The sequence below is a fragment of the Demequina lignilytica genome (assembly GCF_030418375.1).
In the GTDB taxonomy this organism is placed as follows: domain Bacteria; phylum Actinomycetota; class Actinomycetes; order Actinomycetales; family Demequinaceae; genus Demequina; species Demequina lignilytica.
In genome coordinates, this window is the sequence record NZ_JAUHPZ010000012.1 from 21,664 (window position 1) to 38,831 (window position 17,168).

At 72.4% G+C, this 17,168-nt stretch carries 21 protein-coding genes; 14 read left to right on the top strand and 7 right to left on the bottom strand.

Features of this window, described 5'->3' with window-relative positions; genetic code table 11:
• Window positions 1–101 precede the first annotated feature (101 nt).
• The gene (locus tag QQX13_RS12505) at window positions 102–491 is read left to right on the top strand and encodes an SHOCT domain-containing protein (RefSeq protein ID WP_301120955.1); all 390 of its coding nucleotides are present in this window, start codon (window positions 102–104) and stop codon (window positions 489–491) included.
• Between the two features lie 15 nt (window positions 492–506).
• On the opposite strand, the gene QQX13_RS12510 is transcribed toward QQX13_RS12505, so the two are convergent.
• Genes QQX13_RS12510 through QQX13_RS12520 form a run of 3 tightly spaced genes read right to left on the bottom strand, consistent with a single transcriptional unit; the run spans window position 507 to window position 3,378 of the window.
• On the bottom strand, window positions 507–1,556 hold the full coding sequence (locus tag QQX13_RS12510) for a DUF8320 family protein (protein ID WP_301153541.1): 1,050 nt from the start codon (window positions 1,554–1,556) through the stop codon (window positions 507–509).
• Window positions 1,553–2,731, bottom strand: coding sequence for a sensor histidine kinase (locus QQX13_RS12515; protein WP_301120951.1), 1,179 nt, complete (start codon window positions 2,729–2,731; stop codon window positions 1,553–1,555). Before QQX13_RS12515 ends, QQX13_RS12510 begins: the two co-directional genes overlap by 4 nt.
• Window positions 2,728–3,378 (bottom strand): response regulator transcription factor, encoded by a 651-nt coding sequence (locus tag QQX13_RS12520; protein ID WP_301153542.1) that lies wholly within the window; start codon window positions 3,376–3,378, stop codon window positions 2,728–2,730. The genes QQX13_RS12515 and QQX13_RS12520 overlap by 4 nt, the downstream gene beginning before the upstream one ends.
• A gap of 248 nt (window positions 3,379–3,626) precedes the next feature.
• On the opposite strand from QQX13_RS12520, the gene QQX13_RS12525 reads away from it, so the two are divergent.
• Window positions 3,627–4,073 carry a variant leucine-rich repeat-containing protein gene (locus QQX13_RS12525; protein WP_301120947.1) on the top strand — a complete coding sequence of 149 codons (447 nt, stop codon included), beginning with the start codon at window positions 3,627–3,629 and terminating at the stop codon, window positions 4,071–4,073.
• 113 nt (window positions 4,074–4,186) lie between these two features.
• The gene (locus QQX13_RS12530) at window positions 4,187–4,621 is read left to right on the top strand and encodes a septum formation family protein (RefSeq protein WP_301153544.1); all 435 of its coding nucleotides are present in this window, start codon (window positions 4,187–4,189) and stop codon (window positions 4,619–4,621) included.
• 5 nt (window positions 4,622–4,626) lie between these two features.
• On the opposite strand, the gene QQX13_RS12535 is transcribed toward QQX13_RS12530, so the two are convergent.
• Together QQX13_RS12535 and QQX13_RS12540 are read right to left on the bottom strand one after the other, a co-directional pair.
• Window positions 4,627–5,241, bottom strand: coding sequence for a septum formation family protein (locus QQX13_RS12535; RefSeq protein WP_301153545.1), 615 nt, complete (start codon window positions 5,239–5,241; stop codon window positions 4,627–4,629).
• On the bottom strand, window positions 5,238–6,029 hold the full coding sequence (locus tag QQX13_RS12540; protein WP_301153546.1) for an exodeoxyribonuclease III: 792 nt from the start codon (window positions 6,027–6,029) through the stop codon (window positions 5,238–5,240). The genes QQX13_RS12535 and QQX13_RS12540 overlap by 4 nt, the downstream gene beginning before the upstream one ends.
• Before the next feature lie 35 nt (window positions 6,030–6,064).
• Here QQX13_RS12540 and QQX13_RS12545 point away from each other — a divergent pair, with 35 nt between their 5' ends.
• Genes QQX13_RS12545 through QQX13_RS12560 form a run of 4 tightly spaced genes read left to right on the top strand, consistent with a single transcriptional unit; the run spans window position 6,065 to window position 8,994 of the window.
• On the top strand, window positions 6,065–6,829 hold the full coding sequence (locus tag QQX13_RS12545; RefSeq protein ID WP_301153548.1) for an SDR family NAD(P)-dependent oxidoreductase: 765 nt from the start codon (window positions 6,065–6,067) through the stop codon (window positions 6,827–6,829).
• A gap of 46 nt (window positions 6,830–6,875) precedes the next feature.
• Complete coding sequence (pyrE, locus tag QQX13_RS12550) at window positions 6,876–7,442, top strand: orotate phosphoribosyltransferase (RefSeq protein WP_301120937.1); 567 nt, start codon at window positions 6,876–6,878, stop codon at window positions 7,440–7,442.
• 22 nt (window positions 7,443–7,464) lie between these two features.
• Window positions 7,465–8,403, top strand: coding sequence for a hypothetical protein (locus QQX13_RS12555; protein WP_301153549.1), 939 nt, complete (start codon window positions 7,465–7,467; stop codon window positions 8,401–8,403).
• 33 nt (window positions 8,404–8,436) lie between these two features.
• Entirely contained in the window at window positions 8,437–8,994 is a 558-nt protein-coding gene (locus tag QQX13_RS12560; RefSeq protein ID WP_301120933.1) for a LemA family protein, read from the top strand.
• A gap of 42 nt (window positions 8,995–9,036) precedes the next feature.
• On the opposite strand, the gene QQX13_RS12565 is transcribed toward QQX13_RS12560, so the two are convergent.
• Complete coding sequence (locus tag QQX13_RS12565) at window positions 9,037–9,735, bottom strand: VTT domain-containing protein (protein ID WP_301153550.1); 699 nt, start codon at window positions 9,733–9,735, stop codon at window positions 9,037–9,039.
• Window positions 9,736–9,822: 87 nt separating this feature from the next.
• Between QQX13_RS12565 and purT the strand changes: the two genes are divergently transcribed.
• From purT to QQX13_RS12600, 7 genes are all read left to right on the top strand, one after another.
• The gene (gene purT, locus QQX13_RS12570) at window positions 9,823–11,007 is read left to right on the top strand and encodes a formate-dependent phosphoribosylglycinamide formyltransferase (RefSeq protein WP_301153552.1); all 1,185 of its coding nucleotides are present in this window, start codon (window positions 9,823–9,825) and stop codon (window positions 11,005–11,007) included.
• 78 nt (window positions 11,008–11,085) lie between these two features.
• Complete coding sequence (locus QQX13_RS12575) at window positions 11,086–11,781, top strand: DUF7168 domain-containing protein (RefSeq protein ID WP_301153554.1); 696 nt, start codon at window positions 11,086–11,088, stop codon at window positions 11,779–11,781.
• Window positions 11,782–11,794: 13 nt separating this feature from the next.
• Entirely contained in the window at window positions 11,795–12,436 is a 642-nt protein-coding gene (locus QQX13_RS12580; protein ID WP_301153556.1) for a TrmH family RNA methyltransferase, read from the top strand.
• An 85-nt stretch (window positions 12,437–12,521) separates the two neighbouring features.
• Complete coding sequence (locus QQX13_RS12585; protein ID WP_301153558.1) at window positions 12,522–12,884, top strand: YciI family protein; 363 nt, start codon at window positions 12,522–12,524, stop codon at window positions 12,882–12,884.
• The gene (locus QQX13_RS12590; protein WP_301153560.1) at window positions 12,881–14,185 is read left to right on the top strand and encodes an RNA polymerase sigma factor; all 1,305 of its coding nucleotides are present in this window, start codon (window positions 12,881–12,883) and stop codon (window positions 14,183–14,185) included. Before QQX13_RS12585 ends, QQX13_RS12590 begins: the two co-directional genes overlap by 4 nt.
• 65 nt (window positions 14,186–14,250) lie before the next feature.
• On the top strand, window positions 14,251–15,270 hold the full coding sequence (fbaA, locus tag QQX13_RS12595) for a class II fructose-bisphosphate aldolase (RefSeq protein WP_301120923.1): 1,020 nt from the start codon (window positions 14,251–14,253) through the stop codon (window positions 15,268–15,270).
• 172 nt (window positions 15,271–15,442) lie between these two features.
• Window positions 15,443–16,735: an adenylosuccinate synthase gene (locus QQX13_RS12600; protein WP_301153562.1), complete on the top strand. Its 1,293-nt coding sequence runs from the start codon at window positions 15,443–15,445 to the stop codon at window positions 16,733–16,735.
• Here QQX13_RS12600 and QQX13_RS12605 read toward each other — a convergent pair.
• Window positions 16,710–17,042, bottom strand: a complete 333-nt coding sequence (locus tag QQX13_RS12605) for an ArsR/SmtB family transcription factor (protein ID WP_301120918.1) — start codon at window positions 17,040–17,042, stop codon at window positions 16,710–16,712. The two genes, QQX13_RS12600 and QQX13_RS12605, sit on opposite strands and share 26 nt — an antisense overlap.
• Window positions 17,043–17,168: the final 126 nt, after the last annotated feature.

Sequence of the window (17,168 nt, forward strand, 5' to 3'; positions counted from 1 at the left end):
GACACCGTCCCTGTGATGGTGCCGCCACGGTCCCCGAGCGAGTAACGTCGGAGGTAGCGGCAGGCATGGCGCCCGCCGTCTCCTGACCGAGGGGCACTCACATGGACTTCTTCGCCAACTTCCTCAACATCCTGCTGTGGTCGCTGTGGTTCGCGATCTGGATCTCGTTCATCTTCCTGGTCATCCGGTTCATCGTCGACGTGTTCCGCGACGACAAGCTGTCCGTGGTCGGCAAGATCTTCTGGACGCTGCTCCTGGTGATCCTGCCGGTGCTCGGTGCGCTGGTCTACATCTTCACCCGCGGCAAGGGCATGGCCGAGCGCGACCTCGCCGCCGCGAAGGACATGCGCGCCGCGCAGGTCGAGTACACCAAGGGCCTCATGGACGAGGCGGGTGCGGCGAGCGAGATCAAGGCCGCCAAGGAACTGCTCGACTCGGGCGCCATCACGGCGGAGGAGTACGACAAGCTGAAGGCCAAGGCGCTCGCGTAACGCGTCTCGCGGGACTCAGGCGGCGGTGATCACGTCGCCGTCGACGTCGAGCAGGGTGCGCTCCACCCGCTCGGGGCCGACGGTCACGATGGTCACCGCCGCGTCGCGTCCGGCGGGGAGCAGCCGGACGGTGACCGAGCCGGCCGCCCGCGTGAGGGTCTCTGCGACGCGGGCCTCGACCCTCTGCATCGCCTCGCCGGACGGCAGCCCGCTGCCGCGGTCGTCGAGGAGGACCACGTCGACGCCCCGGCCACGCGCCCGGGTGGCCGCGGTCAGCACGGCGGGGGTGGCCAGCGCGCGGCCGCGGACGCTGTCGCGCAGCATCGCCTCAGCGTCGCGCACCTGTGCACGCTCGTCCGCGCTCAGCGGGCCGCCGTCGACGATCCGGGTGAGGAACGGCACCGCGAGGCGCGCGACCTCGGAGGCGCGCTGGAGCCGCACCTGCCGCGTGGCCTCGGAGGCGGCCGCGGCGGCCGCCGCCTCGACGGAGCGCTCGGACAGCGCGTTGATGCGCCACGCCGTCCGGCGCAGCGCGCGCGCGAAGATCGATGCCACCACGAGCATGCCGAGCTGGGTGTCGAGCATCGACAGGCCCGCACCCCAGCCACGGCCCACGACCATCGCCCACCCCACGGTGATGGCCGTCATCAGCGCGGCGCCCAGCCACGCGAGCCTGCCGCGGCCACGGATGATCAGGAACCACAGGAGCCACATGTTCGAGCCGAGATGCCACGAGGCTCGTCCGATCACGCCCTCAGCGGGCAGGGCGAGGGACAGGACGATGCTCGACACGACCACCGCGCTCACCACCAGCCAGGAGTCCCGCAGCGGGAAGGGATCGGGATGGGGACGCACCAGCAGCACGGCCGCCGCGGAGACGACGACCACGGCGACGTAGGCGGGCCAGGCGGTCGACAGCGTGCCGATCGTGGTCAGCGCGAACGCGACGTTGGTGACGATGAACATGCCCAGGATGAGGCTGCCACCGTCGGTCTCGAGACTGAGCAGGCGGCTGACGTCGACCGCGCTCGCGCCGTCCGGCCGGAGCCGGAGCCGCCGCCTCACGCGGCGCTCCACGCGAGCTCGACGGTGGTCCCGCGACCCGGGGTGCTCGTGACGTGGGCGCTCCCGCCCTCGACGCTCGCCATGCGCTGCTCGATGGACACGCGGATCCCGAGCCTGCGCTGCGAGACACGCGCCGTCGAGAACCCCGCGCCGGAGTCGCGGACCGTGACGCGCATCGCGCCGGGGCGCGCGTCGACGCTGACGTGGGCGGCCGCATCGTCCCCCGCGTGACGCAGGACGTTCCGGACGGCCTCGCCCGCGGCCTCGGCGAACGCGGCGACCACGGGCGCGGCCAGCGTCCCACCCGGCTCGACGGTGTACGTGACCGGCAGCGACGGCGCGATCGAGGCCACGGTCGAGCGCACCACGGCGACGAACTCGTGGAGGTCGTAGTCCTGGTGCTCGGTGCCGCCGCTCTCGAGCGACGCGACGCGGTCGAGGGCGTGCCGTGCCTGCGCCTTCAGCCCGTCCGGCGGATCCTCGCGGGAGGCTGCGAGCAGGACGGACATCACGTCGTCGTGGACGATCCCGTTGATGCGCGCCTGCTCGAGCTCGCGGGTGTGGCGGCGGGCCTCGAGCGCCGCCTGGTCGCGCGCCTGCTGCGCCGCCGCGTCCTGCAGGCCGCCCGCTCGGATCATCGCGATCGACACGCCGCAGAGGATCAGGGAGAAGATGATCGCGCCCAGGCCGTCGAGGAGCGCCGGCACGCCGGCGCCGTCGCGGACCTGCACCTGCACGAACGCGACGATCGGCCCGAGCGCGAGCGGATACACCCAGCCCACGATCCGGGGCCAGACGATCGCGGCCATGGTGGCGTGCACGGCGTTGATGCCCTGCATCCACGGGGTCGCGTCGTCGGCGAGCGTGGGCTCCAGCATCATCCAGGGCCACGCCGTCTCGAGCACCAGAAAGGTGGCGGAGATGGCGCCGGCGTAGATCAGGAGCGCGCGCTGGGGCAGCACGCGGTGCAGCACGATCAGGAGCGCGGGCAGCACGATGCCGACGACCACCGTGAGCCACCCGTAGGGTGCGCGCAGCTGGGGGATCTGCGCGAGGAACCCGCTGCCGCCGCTGGCGAGCAGCGCGCCGAACACGATCGCGCCGAGGCCGACGGCGAGCAGCAGAGTGCGGCGGATGCGGTCCCGCGCCGAGCCGTCGGCGTCGACCCCGATCACTGGGACCCGTCGAGGAGGCCGTCCTCGAGCGCGCGCTTGTACAGGTCGACGCGCGAGTACGCGGGCCTGCCGGCATCCTCGTACTTGCGGCGGATGCGGCTCACGTAGTCCGCGACGGTCTCGCGGGAGACGCCGATCGCGCGCGCCACCGAGACCGCGGTGAGCCCGGAGGCGTAGAGCGACAGGACCTCCTGCTCGCGCGCGCTGAGGTGGGCGTCCGGGAGCGCATCATCGGCATCGATGGCGGCAGCCCAGTCGGTGCCGAACACGTCGCCGCCGGCGGCGGCCGTGCGGATCGCGTCCAGCAGCGTGGCGGGGTCGGCGGACTTGCGGATGAGCCCGAGGGCGCCGGCGCGCGCGGCGTCCTGGATCAGTCGCCGGTCCTCGCCTCCGGTGTAGATCAGCACCTCGGCGCCCAGGGCGTGGACGGCCGCGATGTTCGCGGACGGCATCGAGCCGTCGGCGAGGCGCAGGTCCAGCACGACGAGCTCCGGCGCCGGGTCCAGCGCCGCCAGCGCGTCCACCGTCTCGACCGCCGCGATCAGGTCGAGGTCGTCCGCCGAGGCCATCAGGTCACGGAACCCGGCCGCGATCAGCGCATGGTCCTCGACGAGCGCGATCCGGCGCTTCGCCCCCTCCGCCTCCACGGCAGCTCCTCTCTGTGCTGATTCGAACTGTAGCGCGTGACAAAACTCCTGGAGAGTCCATGGTCCCGGGGGTATGCCCCCACAAGTGGGGGCTTGAGCGACGCCCGGGACGATGAAAGATTCATAGCGAGGTTCACGCGGGGTGTTGGGGGGAGGTTCGAGTGACGAGCTGGTCGGCAGAGGCAATTGCTCTCGTCGTCACGGGGGGTGTGCTCGTACTCGACGTCATCGCCTCCTTCCACCCCCGCGTGGCCCTGAGCAACCTGTCCCGGATGGTGTTCGGGGTGTGCGCGGCGTTCTTCATCGCCGTGGCCGTGCTCGCGGAGGGGGTCCTTCCGCTCGAGCTGCCGCCGGTCCTCCTGGTGCTCCCCCTGGTCCCGCTCGCCGTCACCGTGGTCGTGGTCCGGGACTCGATGCGAGGCGCGCCGAACGACGACGCGCCCCTGGCGGCGCGCCCGGAGCAGCCGGTGCAGCCCGTGCCCTTCGGTGCCGACGGCCCTCAGGGCGAGCGCATGCTCGCCGAGAGCCCGTACGCCACGGCGACCGAGCTCGCCGGTCTCGCCTATGCCCGGCCGGAGCTGCGGCCCACCATCGCCGCCAACCCGGTGGCGCCGTCGTCGCTGCTCCAGTGGATGGTCGACCAGGGCGAGCCGGCCGTGATCGCGGCGATCGCCGCCCGTCGCCCTGCGGCCTGACGCCACCCCCGCGCACGCGCCGCCCTCCCCGCGAAATGGAGGATAGGTGCCCGAAACCGGCCCCTATCGTGCACCGATCCGCCATTCCGGGGCCGCGCGCTAGGGTGGCCGCCATGCGCCGCACCGCCGTCATCCTCGTCTCCGGGCTCGCCGCCTCCCTGGCGCTGGCGGGCTGCTCTCAGGACCCGCCGGTGCCCCTGGTGCTCGGCGACTGCCTGATCATCTCGGGTGTCGGGGACAGCGGCGACTCGGTCCCCACGGTGGCCTGCGACGAGGCGCACGAGGCCGAGGTGTACGCGACGTTCGACGTGGGCGGCTCCGACACGTACGACGAGGAGGCCGTGGTCGCGGAGGTCGAGGAGGAGTGCGTGGCGCGCTTCGAGGCCTACACGGGCGAGCCCTACTCGTCCTCGCCGCTCGACATCTTCTACACGTGGCCGCTCGCCGAGGGCTGGGACGCGGGGGAGCGCGGAGCGGTGTGCGCCGCGTTCGTCCCCGACGAGTCGGGCGCGCCCCAGCTGTTCGAGGGGACGCTCGCGGCGTTCTGAGCGCGTCAGGCGGCGGTGCCGGCCTCGAACGAGCCGGTGACGTCGCGGTCCGTGACCACGACGCAGAGCGCGGCGCGGTCACCCGCGGCCCAGGTGCGCTCGGTGGGGACCCAGACGCGCCAGCGCGCGCCCTCGGCGAGCTCCCCGCTCACGAGGCGCGCGACCTGGACCGAGCAGAAGTCCTCGGCCTGGCGCGCGAGCGCATCGTCGCCGGACCACGCCCCGCCGAGCCTGAGCTCGGCCACCACCTCGGCGCGATGGGGATCCGCACAGGCGACGGCGATGAGCGAGTCGACTGACTCGCCCTCGGGCGCGTCGACCAGGCACAGCCCGGCGACCGCCTGGATCCCCTCGAGGCCTCCGGCGTACCCGCGCGCGACCGGCTCGAGCGAGCGCTGATGCGCGGTGAGGGCGAGGTCGGCGACCACGCCGCCGCCGATCGCCACGGCGGCGGCGCCGCCCACGATCCACGCCAGGACGACCCCGCGTCGGCGCCGGGGGCGACGCGGGCGCGGCGGTGACGCGAGCGGGGCGGGCGTCGGCGCCCCCGCGCCCGAGCCCGCCGGCGAGGCGGCGCGCGGGCCGTCGAGCGACGGCGGCGGCGCGAAGCCGTCCGTCACGCGGGATCCTCGAGATCGATCACCACCGGGACGTGGTCCGAGGCGCCCTTGCCCTTGCGCTCGTCGCGGACGATGCTCGCGCCGGTCGCGAGCGCCGCGAGCGGATCCGAGGCGTACACGAAGTCGATGCGCATCCCCTCGCCCTTGGGGAAGCGCAGCGCCTTGTAGTCCCAGAACGTGTACGTGCGCTCCGCCGGGATGAAGCGGCGCGACAGCTCGGTGTACCCGGCGTCCTCGAACGCGTGGAATGCGGCGCGGGCCTCCGGCGTCACGTGCGTCTCCGCCTCGGCGTCCTCCTCCGACCAGATGTCGGTCGGGAGCGGGGCCACGTTGAAGTCGCCGACCAGCGCGGTCGGCACGTCGGTCCAGCCGGCGGCGGCATCCTTGAGGCGTCCGAGGAAGTCCAGCTTGTAGGTGTAGTGGGGGTCGCCGATCCCGCGTCCGTTGGGCACGTACAGGCTCCACACCCGGATGCCGCCCGCTGTCGCGCCGAGCGCCCGTGCCTCGACCACCGGGTCACCCGTCTTGGCGAAGCCCGGCTGGGCGGGGAACGAGGTCTCCACGTCGGACAGGCCCACCCGCGAGGCGATCGCGACGCCGTTCCACTGGTTGAGCCCGTGGACCGCCAGCTCGTACCCCGCGGCCTCGAAGGCCTCGCGGGGGAACTGCTCCGGCTTGCACTTGATCTCCTGCATCGCGAGCACGTCGGTCTCCGACCGCTGCAGCCAGTCGACCACCCGCTCGGCGCGGGCGCGGACGGAGTTGACGTTCCAGGTGGCAAGACGCATGGGTTCACGGTACCGGCCACCGGTAGCCTCGTCGCATGGCCATCGCACTCGTCACCGGCGCCTCCTCCGGACTGGGCGAGGAGTTCGCCTGGCAGCTCGCGACCGCGGGCCACGAGGTGGTGCTCGTGGGCCGTTCGCGCGACCGTCTCAGCGAGGTCGCGCACAACCTGACGGGCGCGACCGGCATGGCCGTGGAGCTGCTCCCCGCGGACCTCACGACCGAGGTCGGCCGGCAGGCCGTGGCGAGCCGGCTCGGCGACGACGCCCGCCCTGTCAGCCTGCTGGTGAACAACGCGGGGTTCGGCCTGGGGGAGGGGTTCGCCGCCACCACGTGGGAGCAGGAGAGGGCGCTGCTCGACATCCACGTGACCGCGCCCGCGCAGCTGACGCACGCCGCGCTGCCGGGCATGATCGCGCGCGGCCACGGTGCGATCCTCACGGTCTCGTCGATCGCGTCGCGCCTGGGCAACTCGACCTACGCGGCGCACAAGCGGTGGCAGGTGGAGTTCACCCAGGCGCTCGCGGGCCAGCTCGCCGGCACCGGGGTCACGGCGACCGCCGTGCTGCCGGGGCTGGTGCGGACGCACTTCCACGACTCGGATGCGCTGTCCCACATGCGGGCCGAGTTCCCCGACCAGGCCTGGCTCGATCCCGAGGAGGTCGTGACGGCCGCGCTCGCCGCCGTCCGCCGCGGCCAGACGGTGGTGACGCCGTCCGCGCGCTACGCCGTCGCGGGCGCGCTCGCCGGCCTCCTCCCCACGCGCATGACGCGCGGACGCCGCAGCCAGCAGCGCGACTGAGCCCGCCCGCCCAGCCACCGCATCGTCCCCCGCTAGGCTGGGCGCCATGACCTCCGGCACCCCTCGCGAGCAGCTGCGCGACCTGATCTCCGAGCTGGCCGTGGTGCGCGGCCGCGTCACCCTCGCGTCCGGCAAGGAGGCCGACTACTACGTCGACCTGCGCCGGATCACCCTGCACCACCGGGCGGCCCCGCTCGTGGGCCACGTCCTGCTCGACGCGCTCGAGGAGGCCGGCTTCGGGCCGGCCGATGTGGACGCCGTCGGCGGGCTCACGCTGGGCGCCGACCCGGTCGCGACGTCCCTGCTGCACGCCGCGGCCTCGCGCGGGCTCGACCTCGACGCTTTCGTGGTGCGCAAGGAGAACAAGGCGCACGGCCTGCAGCGCCGCATCGAGGGCCCCGACGTGGCGGGACGCCGGGTCGTGGCGGTCGAGGACACGTCGACCACCGGCGGCTCGGTGCTGACCGCCGTGAGCGCGCTGCGGGAGGCGGGCGCGGACGTGGTCGCGGTCGCGGTGATCGTCGACCGCGACACCGGGGCGCGCCAGGTCATCGAGGAGGAGGGCCTGCCCTACCTCTACCTCTACGGTCTGGACGACCTGGGCCTCGCCTGACGCGAGCGCTGCCGGGGGGACGATGCTGAGGCACGGTACGCGCAACGTCCTCGCCTCCGTGGCGGGCGTCGCGGGCCTGCTCGCCGTGCTCGCCCTGGGCCTCGGCTCGGGCGCGCTGCTCGTCGTGGGCCTGCTGTGCGGCGCCGCGGCCGGGTTGTGGGCGCTGTGGGAGTGGCGCGAGGCGCGCGCCCACGGCGACGAGCACGAGCGCTTCGCCCTCGAGCACGGCTGGGACCATCTCGACCGGGGTGCACCGTACTCCCTGCGCTTCTCCCGCTTCCCGTTCGGGGCCGGATCGCATCAGCACCAGGAGCACATCCTCCGCGGCACCTACGGCGGCATGCGCTGCGCGACCTTCACCCACGCTTTCGAGGACCGTGTCGCCGGGCGTGAGGAGCGCACCACGCCGCAGCTCTTCCAGGTGACCCTCGCGGAGCTGCCCGTGAACCTGCCGTGGCTCGAGATCGTGCCCGAGAACGCCTGGCATCACGCCGCCCAGGCGCTCGGGGGCATGGACGTCGAGGTCGAGTCCCACGCGTTCAACCAGCGCTGGCGCGTCCGTGCGGCCGACCGGCGATACGCGCACGACGTGGTCGATCCGCGGATGATCGAGCGCCTGCTCGACTTCGATGTCGAGGGCTGCTCGATCCGCATCGAGGGCGGCGCGGTGATGCTGTGGCAGCCCGGGCGGGACGGCGTCGGCTCGCTCGCGAGGCGCCTGGGCGCGGTGACCGGCATCGCGCGGCGGATCCCGGACCACGTGCTGCGCAGCTACACCGACCAGGGCCTCGGGCGCCCCGACCCGACCGCTCCGCTGTCGGGGCCGTCGTGGGCCGTGACGCCTGGTGCGCTCACGTCGCGCCGCTACACCGGCGTCGGCGTGGATGCGGACGGCGACGGGATCGAGGATTGGGAGCAGCGTCGCGACGGCGACGGGGGCGTCGACGGCGCCTCCCGCTAGAGTCGACACGGACACGCCAAGAAAGGGCACATCATGGAGTGGTTCTTCGTCGCGCTCGCGGCTGTGGTCGTCATCGTCATCCTGTGGGCGATCGCCGCGTACAACGGGCTGGTCAGGCTCCGGAACCTGGTGCAGGAGGCGTGGCGCCAGATCGACGTCGAGCTGCAGCGCCGCCACGACCTGATCCCCAACCTGGTCGAGACCGTCAAGGGTTACGCGAAGCACGAGCGCGCGACCCTCGAGGCCGTGACCCAGGCGCGCACCATCGCGGCGGCGCCCGGGTCCTCGCCCGCCGAGCAGGCGCAGCAGGAGAACGTGCTCACCCAGGCGCTGGGCCGGCTGTTCGCCGTCGCGGAGGCCTATCCGGACCTGAAGGCGAACCAGAACTTCATGCAGCTCCAGCAGGAGCTGACCAACACCGAGGACCGCGTCGCCGCGGGTCGCCGGTTCTACAACGCGAACGTGCGCACGCTCAACACGCGCATCGAGACCTTCCCGACCGTGATCATCGCGAACATGTTCGGCTTCCACCGCGAGGAGTACTTCGAGACGGAGGAGGCGGCGCGCACGGCGCCGTCGGTCGAGTTCTAGGAGCAGCGCCGAGGCGCCACCCGCGCATCGTCCCGCCGGGACCTACTCGGTGACGTCCTCGGCGATCTCCTCGATCGCCACCGCGGTCTCGCGGCGGTGCCTGATGGCCTCGATCACGATCGGCAGGACCGAGACGAACACGATCACCAGCGCCGCGCCCTCGAGGTTGTCCTTGATGATCGGCACGTTGCCCAGGAAGTAGCCGAGCAGCGTGACGCCGACGCCCCAGATGAACGCGCCGATCACGTTGAACCTGATGAAGTGCCCGTAGTGCATGCGGCCGATCCCGGCGGCGACCGGGATGTACGTGCGCACGAACGGGACGAAGCGCGCGAGCACGATCGCGCGGCCGCCGTACTTCTCGAAGAACGCGTGGGTCTTGTCGATGTGGTCCTGCTTGAAGAACCGGGAGTCGGGCCTGCTGAAGATCGCAGGCCCGGCCTTGCGTCCGATCAGGTAGCCCAGCTGGTCGCCGGCGAAGGCCGCCAGGAACAGCGCGAGGCACGCGACCCACAGCGGCACCTGCAGAGTGCCGGTACCGATGAACAGGCCCACGGTGAAGAGCAGCGAGTCGCCGGGCAGGAACGGGAACAGCAGCCCCGTCTCGATCAGCACCACGGCGCAGACGGCGGCGAGCGCCCACACGCCCCACCGGGAGATGAAGGTCTCGATCATCGTCTCGGGGTCGAGCCAGCTCGGACCCAGGGTGGGCAGCGCGGCTGCCAGCGCGGTGAGGCTCACGCGGGTCAGCGTACGCGCGCCTCCCTGGCAGGTTGCTCAGGAACCCGACGGGGGCGTCCGGGACCTCCCGGTGCCAGGATGGTGGCCATGACCGTCTCGATCGGAACGCCGCTGACCTCGACCGCCACGCGCGCGCTCCTGCTGGGCTCGGGCGAGCTCGGCAAGGAGGTCGCGATCGAGCTGAGCCGGCTCGGCGTGGAGGTGGTCGCCGTCGACCGCTACGCGGACGCGCCCGCGATGCAGGTCGCGCACCGGGCGCACGTGATCGACATGCTCGACCCCGACGCGCTGCGGGGCCTGATCGCGCTCGAGCGGCCGCAGCTGATCATCCCGGAGATCGAGGCGATCGCGACCTCGGTCCTCGCCGAGGTCGAGGCCGCGGGGGACGCGACCGTCATCCCGACGGCGCGGGCGACCATGCTCACCATGGACCGCGAAGGCATCCGCCGGCTCGCGGCGGAGGAGCTGGGGCTGCCGACGTCGCCGTTCCGGTTCGTCGACACGCTCGACGGGCTCCGCGACGCCGTGTCGGAGGTGGGACTGCCGTGCGTCGTGAAGCCGGTGATGTCGTCCTCGGGCAAGGGGCAGTCGGTGATCCGGTCGCTCGAGGACGTCGAGAAGGCCTGGACCTACGCCGCCGAGGGTGGCCGCGCGGGCGGCACCCGGGTGATCGTCGAGGGCTTCGTCGACTTCGACTACGAGATCACGCAGCTCACGGTGCGGCACGAGGGCGGCACCACCTTCCTCGCGCCGATCGGCCACGTCCAGGTCGACGGCGACTACCGCGAGTCGTGGCAGCCGCAGCCGATGTCCGACGCCGCCCGCGGGCGAGCCCAGGAGATCGCCGGCGCCGTGACCGGTGCGCTCGGGGGACGAGGGGTGTTCGGCGTCGAGCTCTTCGTCCGCGGCGACGAGGTGCTCTTCAACGAGGTCTCCCCCCGCCCGCACGACACCGGCCTCGTCACGCTCGCCGCCTACGACCGCAGCGAGTTCGCGCTGCACGCGCGAGCCGTGCTCGGGCTGCCGGTCGAGGCGGCCTTTCTCGGGCCGTCCGCCTCGTGCGCCGTGCTCGCCGAGGGCAGCGGCGTCCCCGTGTTCTCCGGGGTGGACGATGCACTGGCCGAGCCCCACACGGACGTGCGGTTGTTCGGCAAGCCCCGCGTCGACGGGCGCCGCCGCGTCGCCGTCGCCGTCGCCCGAGCGGGATCGGTGGACGAGGCGCGCGAGCGTGCGCGCGCCGCGGCGGGCGCGCTTCGCGTCGACCTCGTGTGACGGGACCTGTGGAGAACCCGCGGGGGTGTCGCACCGCGGTGCGAGGCTGAAGCCTCGACGCCGACCACGGGGGGCACCATGGCGACTCACGAGCAGCTGCTCGACCGGATCCGCACCTTGCTGGCGATCGCCGACGGCGGATCGCCGTATCCCGAGGAGAGGGAGCGGGCGCGCGAACGCGCGGAGAGGCTGATGGTGCGCCTTGCCATCGACGAGGCCGGCGTGCGGATGTCCGCCGATGAGGCGGCGCGGCCGACGCAGCGGGTGTTCGCGTTCTCGGCGCCGTACATCCTCGATCAGCAGCACCTGGCGTTCCGGATCGCCGCGGTGTTCAGCTGCGAGGGCGTGCGGTATCCGAACGGGCGCCTGGTGCTGGTCGGCTTCGCGTCGGACCTCTCCATGGTCGCCGCGCTCATCGACACGCTGGTGCCCGCGATGCGCCTCGAGATGGCGGCCGCGGGAGGGTCGGTGTCACGGCGCAAGTCGTTCGCCATGGCCTTCGCCGCTGCCGTCGGGCTGCGGCTCCAGGACTTCTACGCCGGCGCGCTGCGGGACGCGGAGCAGCAGGGGACGGGATCGGCGCTCGTTCTCGCCGATCGCGCGGTCGTGGTCGAGGGCGCGTTCCGGGAGATGTTCCCGAACCTCAAGGCGGGCCGCCCGCGAGCGATCACCTCGCCCGAAGGCTGGCTCGACGGCCGTGCCGCCGGTCAGCGCGCGGACATCTCGCTCGGCCGCAAGGTGGATCGGGCGGAGGTGCGGGTGCTCGGCACGTGACTACGCTCGGACCGTGGACCAGCCCAGCGATCTCGAGCCCGCGCACGGCGTGGGCCCGTGGGACGGCCCGTGGCCAGCGGATCCTCGGCTCGACCCGGAGCTGCTCGCCCACGGCGACCGCCGCAACGTGGTCGACCGGTACCGGTACTGGCGACACGAGGCGATCGTCGCCGACCTCGACGCCCGGCGGCACCCGTTCCACGTCGCGATCGAGAACTGGCAGCACGACCTCAACATCGGCTCCGTGGTGCGCACCGCCAACGCGTTCCTCGCGGCCCAGGTGCACATCGTCGGCAACCGGCGGTGGAACCGCCGCGGGGCGATGGTCACCGACCGGTATCAGCACGTCCGTCACCACCCGACGGTCACGGACCTCGCCGACTGGGCCGCCGCATCGTCCCTCCCGGTGATCGGGATCGACAACCTTCCCGGCTCCGTCCCGCTCGAGACCTACGCCCTTCCGCGAGAGTGCGTCCTGGTCTTCGGGCAGGAGTCGGTGGGGCTGTCGGACGCGGTCCGGGAGGCCGCGGTCGCCACGGTGGCGATCGGGCAGTACGGCTCGACGCGGTCCATCAACGCGGGAGCGGCGGCGGCGATCGCGATGCACTCCTGGGTCCGCCAGCACGCGGATGTGGACGCGGGCCACCTCCTCTGAGACGGGGTGTCGATCTGTTGCGGTTGCTGCGTCATCAGGGTGAGACTCGGGACACGCCCGGGCTCACCGACCAGGAGGTCGCATCATGAAGTACCTGCTCATCATCGCTTCCGACCCGACGCTTCCGTCGCCCGAGCCCGGCGACGCCGACTTCGACGCGTACATGGGCGCGTGGTTCGCGTACACCCAGGCGCTCGAGGAGGCCGGCGCGCTGGCGGGAGGTGAGGCGCTGCAGTCCGCCGACACGGCCACCACGGTGCGCCACGCCGGCGACGGCACCACGTCGCTGGTCGACGGCCCCTTCGCCGAGCTCAAGGAGCACATCGGGGGCTACTACCTGATCGACGTCGACACGCTCGACGACGCGCTCGAGTGGGCGCGACGCCTTCCGGTCGGGGAGGGCGCGGTCGAGGTGCGGCCCATCTTCCCGACCGACATGCCCGAGTGAGCGAGCCCCCGGTCGGCCGCGCGTTGACGGCGGTCGCGCGCGAGGAGGGCGGGCGCCTGCTCGCCCTCCTCGCCGACCGCCTCGGCGGCATCGAGCTGGCTGAGGACGCCCTCCAGGATGCGTACGCCCGCGCCGCGACCTCGTGGGACCGCGACGGCGTCCCGGCGAACCCGCCCGCATGGGTCTACACCGTCGCGCGCAACGCGGGCATCGATCGGCTGAGGCGCGAGAAGGCCGCGGGCAGGCGCGTCGCCCGCCAGGCACGGGTGCTCGACGCCGGCGTGGTCGACCCCCGCGCGGGCGTCGCCGCGCCGGACGCGCCGGAGGACGGCGAAGCGCGCATCGCCGAGCTCGCCGAGGTCGGTGACGAGCGGCTCCGGCTGCTGCTGCTGTGCTGCCACCCGGCGCTCGGACGAGACGCGCAGGTGGCGCTCACGCTCCGCCTGGCCGGAGGCCTCACCACCGCGGAGATCGCCGCCTCGTTCCTGGTGCCCGAGGCGACCATCGCTCAACGGTTGGTGCGAGCGAAGCGCAAGATCCGCGCCGCCAACATCCCGCTGACCATCCCTGCCGACCTGTCCGAACGCGCTGCAGTGCTGACCGCGGTGCTCGGCCTCATCTTCAACGAGGGCTACGTCGCCCACACTGCCGTCGCAGGCACGCTCACCCGGGCCGCGCTCGCCGACCAGGCGATCATGCTCACCGCGATCGCGGCCGACGCGCTTCCCGACGAGCCGGAGCTGGGCGGGCTGCTCGCGCTCGAGCTGTTCCACCGGTCGCGCGAGGCCGCACGCGTCGACGCGACCGGGCGCCTGGTGGTGCTCGCCGAGCAGGATCGGACCCTGTGGGACCGCATGCTGGTGGCACGCGGCTACGCGGTCCTCGCCCAGGCGATGAGCGCGCGCAGGCTCGGGCCGTGGCAGGTGAAGGCCCTGATCGCGGCGGAGCACACCCGACCGCGCACCGATTGGGCGCGCATCGTGCGCTATCACGACATGCTGCTCGCGATGGAGCCCGGGCCCGTCGCGGCCCTCAGCCGGGCCGTCGCGCTGTCGGAGCGCGACGGACCTGAGGTCGGGCTCGACGTGGTCGAGGCGGTCGAGGGGCTCGACGGCTACCACCTTCTGCACGCGACGCGCGGGCACCTTCTCGAGCGTCTCGGGCGAGGTGCGGAGGCCGCCGCGGCGTGGCGCCGGGCGGCGGCGCTCGCCGGGAATCCGACCGAGGCGGCGCATGCGGCCGAGAGGGCCGCGAGCGCCGAACGGGGCCGGCGCCCCGAGGCAGGACCTTCGCCACCCTGACCCCCGTGTTATCTGACAGAATGGACGGCGGTTCCATCCGCACAAATGAATGTCAGGAGCAACCCATGGCTATCGCCACCACCGAGTCGTACGCCGCGATGCTGGACGCCGCCAAGGCCGGCGGCTACGCGTTCCCCGCGATCAACATCACGTCGTCGTCGTCCGTCACCGCCGCGATTCAGGGCTTCGCCGAGGCCGAGTCCGACGGCATCATCCAGGTCTCGGTCGGTGGCGGTCAGTACGCCTCCGGCTCGACCATCAAGGACGCCGTCGTCGGCTCGCTCGCGCTCGCGGCCTACGCCCGCGTGGTCGCGGAGAAGTACGGCGTGACCATCGCGCTGCACACCGACCACTGCCACAAGGTGTACCTCGAGGAGTGGCTGAAGCCGCTGCTGAAGCTCGAGGCCGAGTCGATCGCCGCGGGCAACGGCCCGATCTTCAACTCGCACATGTGGGACGGCTCGTCGGTGCCGATGGACGAGAACCTCGCGATCGCCGAGGAGCTCCTCGAGCTGTCGCAGGCCGCGGACACCATCCTCGAGATCGAGATCGGCGTCGTGGGCGGCGAGGAGGACGGCCACTCGGCCGAGGTCAACGACAAGCTCTACTCGACCCCCGAGGACGGCATCGCCACCATCGAGAAGCTGGGTCTGGGCGAGAAGGGCCGCTACATGACGGCCATGACCTTCGGCAACGTGCACGGTGCCTACAAGCCCGGTGCCGTCAAGCTGCGTCCGGAGATCCTCGGCGACATCCAGGCCGCCGCCGCCGCGAAGTTCGGCAAGGAGAAGCCGTTCGACCTGGTCTTCCACGGCGGCTCCGGCTCGACGGCCGAGGAGATCGCCACCGCGGTCTCGCACGGTGTCATCAAGATGAACATCGACACCGACACCCAGTACGCGTACACGCGGCCGGTGGTCGACCACATGATGAAGAACTACGACGGCGTCCTCAAGGTCGACGGCGAGTGGGGCAACAAGAAGGCCTACGACCCGCGCGCGTGGGGCAAGCTGGCGGAGGCCGGCATGGCCGCCCGCGTGGTCGAGGCCTGCGAGCAGCTCGGCTCGGCCGGCAAGAAGATCTGACCGACCGTCACGTGAGGGAGACCTCCGCGGTCGCATGACTGCGGAGGTCTCCGCACGTTCGGGGACGATGCGCGGTTCAGCCCGCGCCCGTCCGTGCCGATAATCGTCGGGGGCCTGTGCGTCCCGGCAAGCGTTCAAGTCCTGGGGACGTCCCAGGCGAGGGGAGGGCGGAATGCCCGGTGCAGTGATCGTCGGCGCCCAGTGGGGCGACGAGGGCAAGGGGAAGGCGACCGACCTCCTCGGCTCGCGCGTCGACTACGTGGTGAAGTTCAACGGCGGCAACAACGCCGGCCACACGGTGGTCATCGGCGACCAGAAGTTCGCGCTGCACCTCCTGCCCTCCGGCATCCTGACGCCCGGCTGCACGCCGGTCATCGGCAACGGCGTGGTGGTCGACCTGCGCGTCCTGTTCCAGGAGCTCGACGCCCTGAACGAGCGCGGCGTCGACACCTCGGACCTGCTGGTGTCGAACGCGGCCCACATCATCGCGCCGTACGCCCGGACGCTCGACAACGTCACGGAGCGGTTCCTCGGCAAGCGCAAGATCGGCACCACCGGCCGCGGGATCGGCCCGGCGTACGCCGACAAGATCAACCGCCTCGGCATCCGTGTCGGCGACCTGTTCGACGAGGCCGTCCTGCGCGACAAGATCGAGGGCGCGCTGGTCGCGAAGAACCACCTGCTGGTCAAGGTCTACAACCGTCGCGCGATCACGGTCGACGAGGTCGCCGAGGAGCTGCTCGCGTACCGCGACCGCCTCGAGCCGCACGTCGCCGACACCTCGCTCGTGCTGAACAACGCCCTCGACGAGGACCAGACCGTGCTGTTCGAGGGCGGTCAGGCCACCATGCTCGACGTCGACCACGGCACCTACCCGTTCGTGACGTCCTCGTCGGCGACGGCGGGCGGCGCGTGCACCGGCTCGGGCGTGGGCCCGACCCGCATCGACTCCGTGATCGGCATCGCGAAGGCGTACACGACGCGCGTGGGCGAGGGCCCGTTCCCCACCGAGCTGCTCGACAAGTGGGGCGACCGCCTGCGCGACGTCGGCCACGAGTTCGGCACCACGACCGGGCGTCCCCGTCGCTGCGGCTGGTACGACTCGGTCATCACCCGGTACGCGTCGCGCATCAACGGGCTCACGGACATCGTGCTCACCAAGCTCGACGTGCTCACCGGCATCCAGGAGATCCCGGTGTGCGTGAGCTACGACGTCGACGGCGTCCGCTACCAGGACCTCCCGCTCGACCAGGCGGCCTTCGCCGCCGCCGAGCCGGTGTTCGAGACGTTCCCCGGCTGGGACGAGGACATCTCCACCTGCCGCGAGTTCTCCGACCTGCCGCAGAACGCCCAGGACTACGTCAAGGCGGTCGAGGAGCTGAGCGGCTGCCGGGTCTCGACCATCGGCGTCGGCCCGGGCCGGGACGAGATCATCCAGATCAACGACCTTCTCCACGCTCGCTGATCAGGCCCCGGTCGCGCAGCCAGCGCGCGACCGGGAGTGCCGCGTCGTCGGCGATCGCGTACCACCGCTCGGATCCGTCGTGGATGACGCGCACCAGGCCCGCGGCCGCAAGGGCCCTGAGATGCTGTGAGGCGCGGGATCTGCGGACCCCGAAGCGGGCCGAGATCGACCCCGCGAGGTCGGTCGCGGTGGCAGGACCGACGTCCAGCCATTCGAGCACGGCCCGGCGGGCGGGGTGGGACAGGGCGGCCCAGAGGCGGGCGTCTCGTTCCTGTGTCAGGAGCTGGGCCTCGAGCTCTGGATCCATCGCCTTCCCTTCCCCGGCGTTGAGGTCGAGCCTGCCGGAGGAGGGTGCCGCACGGCAGACCCTGTGGAGGTCGGGCAGGCCATCCCCGATCGCGGAGGAGGCGCGTTCGCGTTCCGGCTGTTCCAC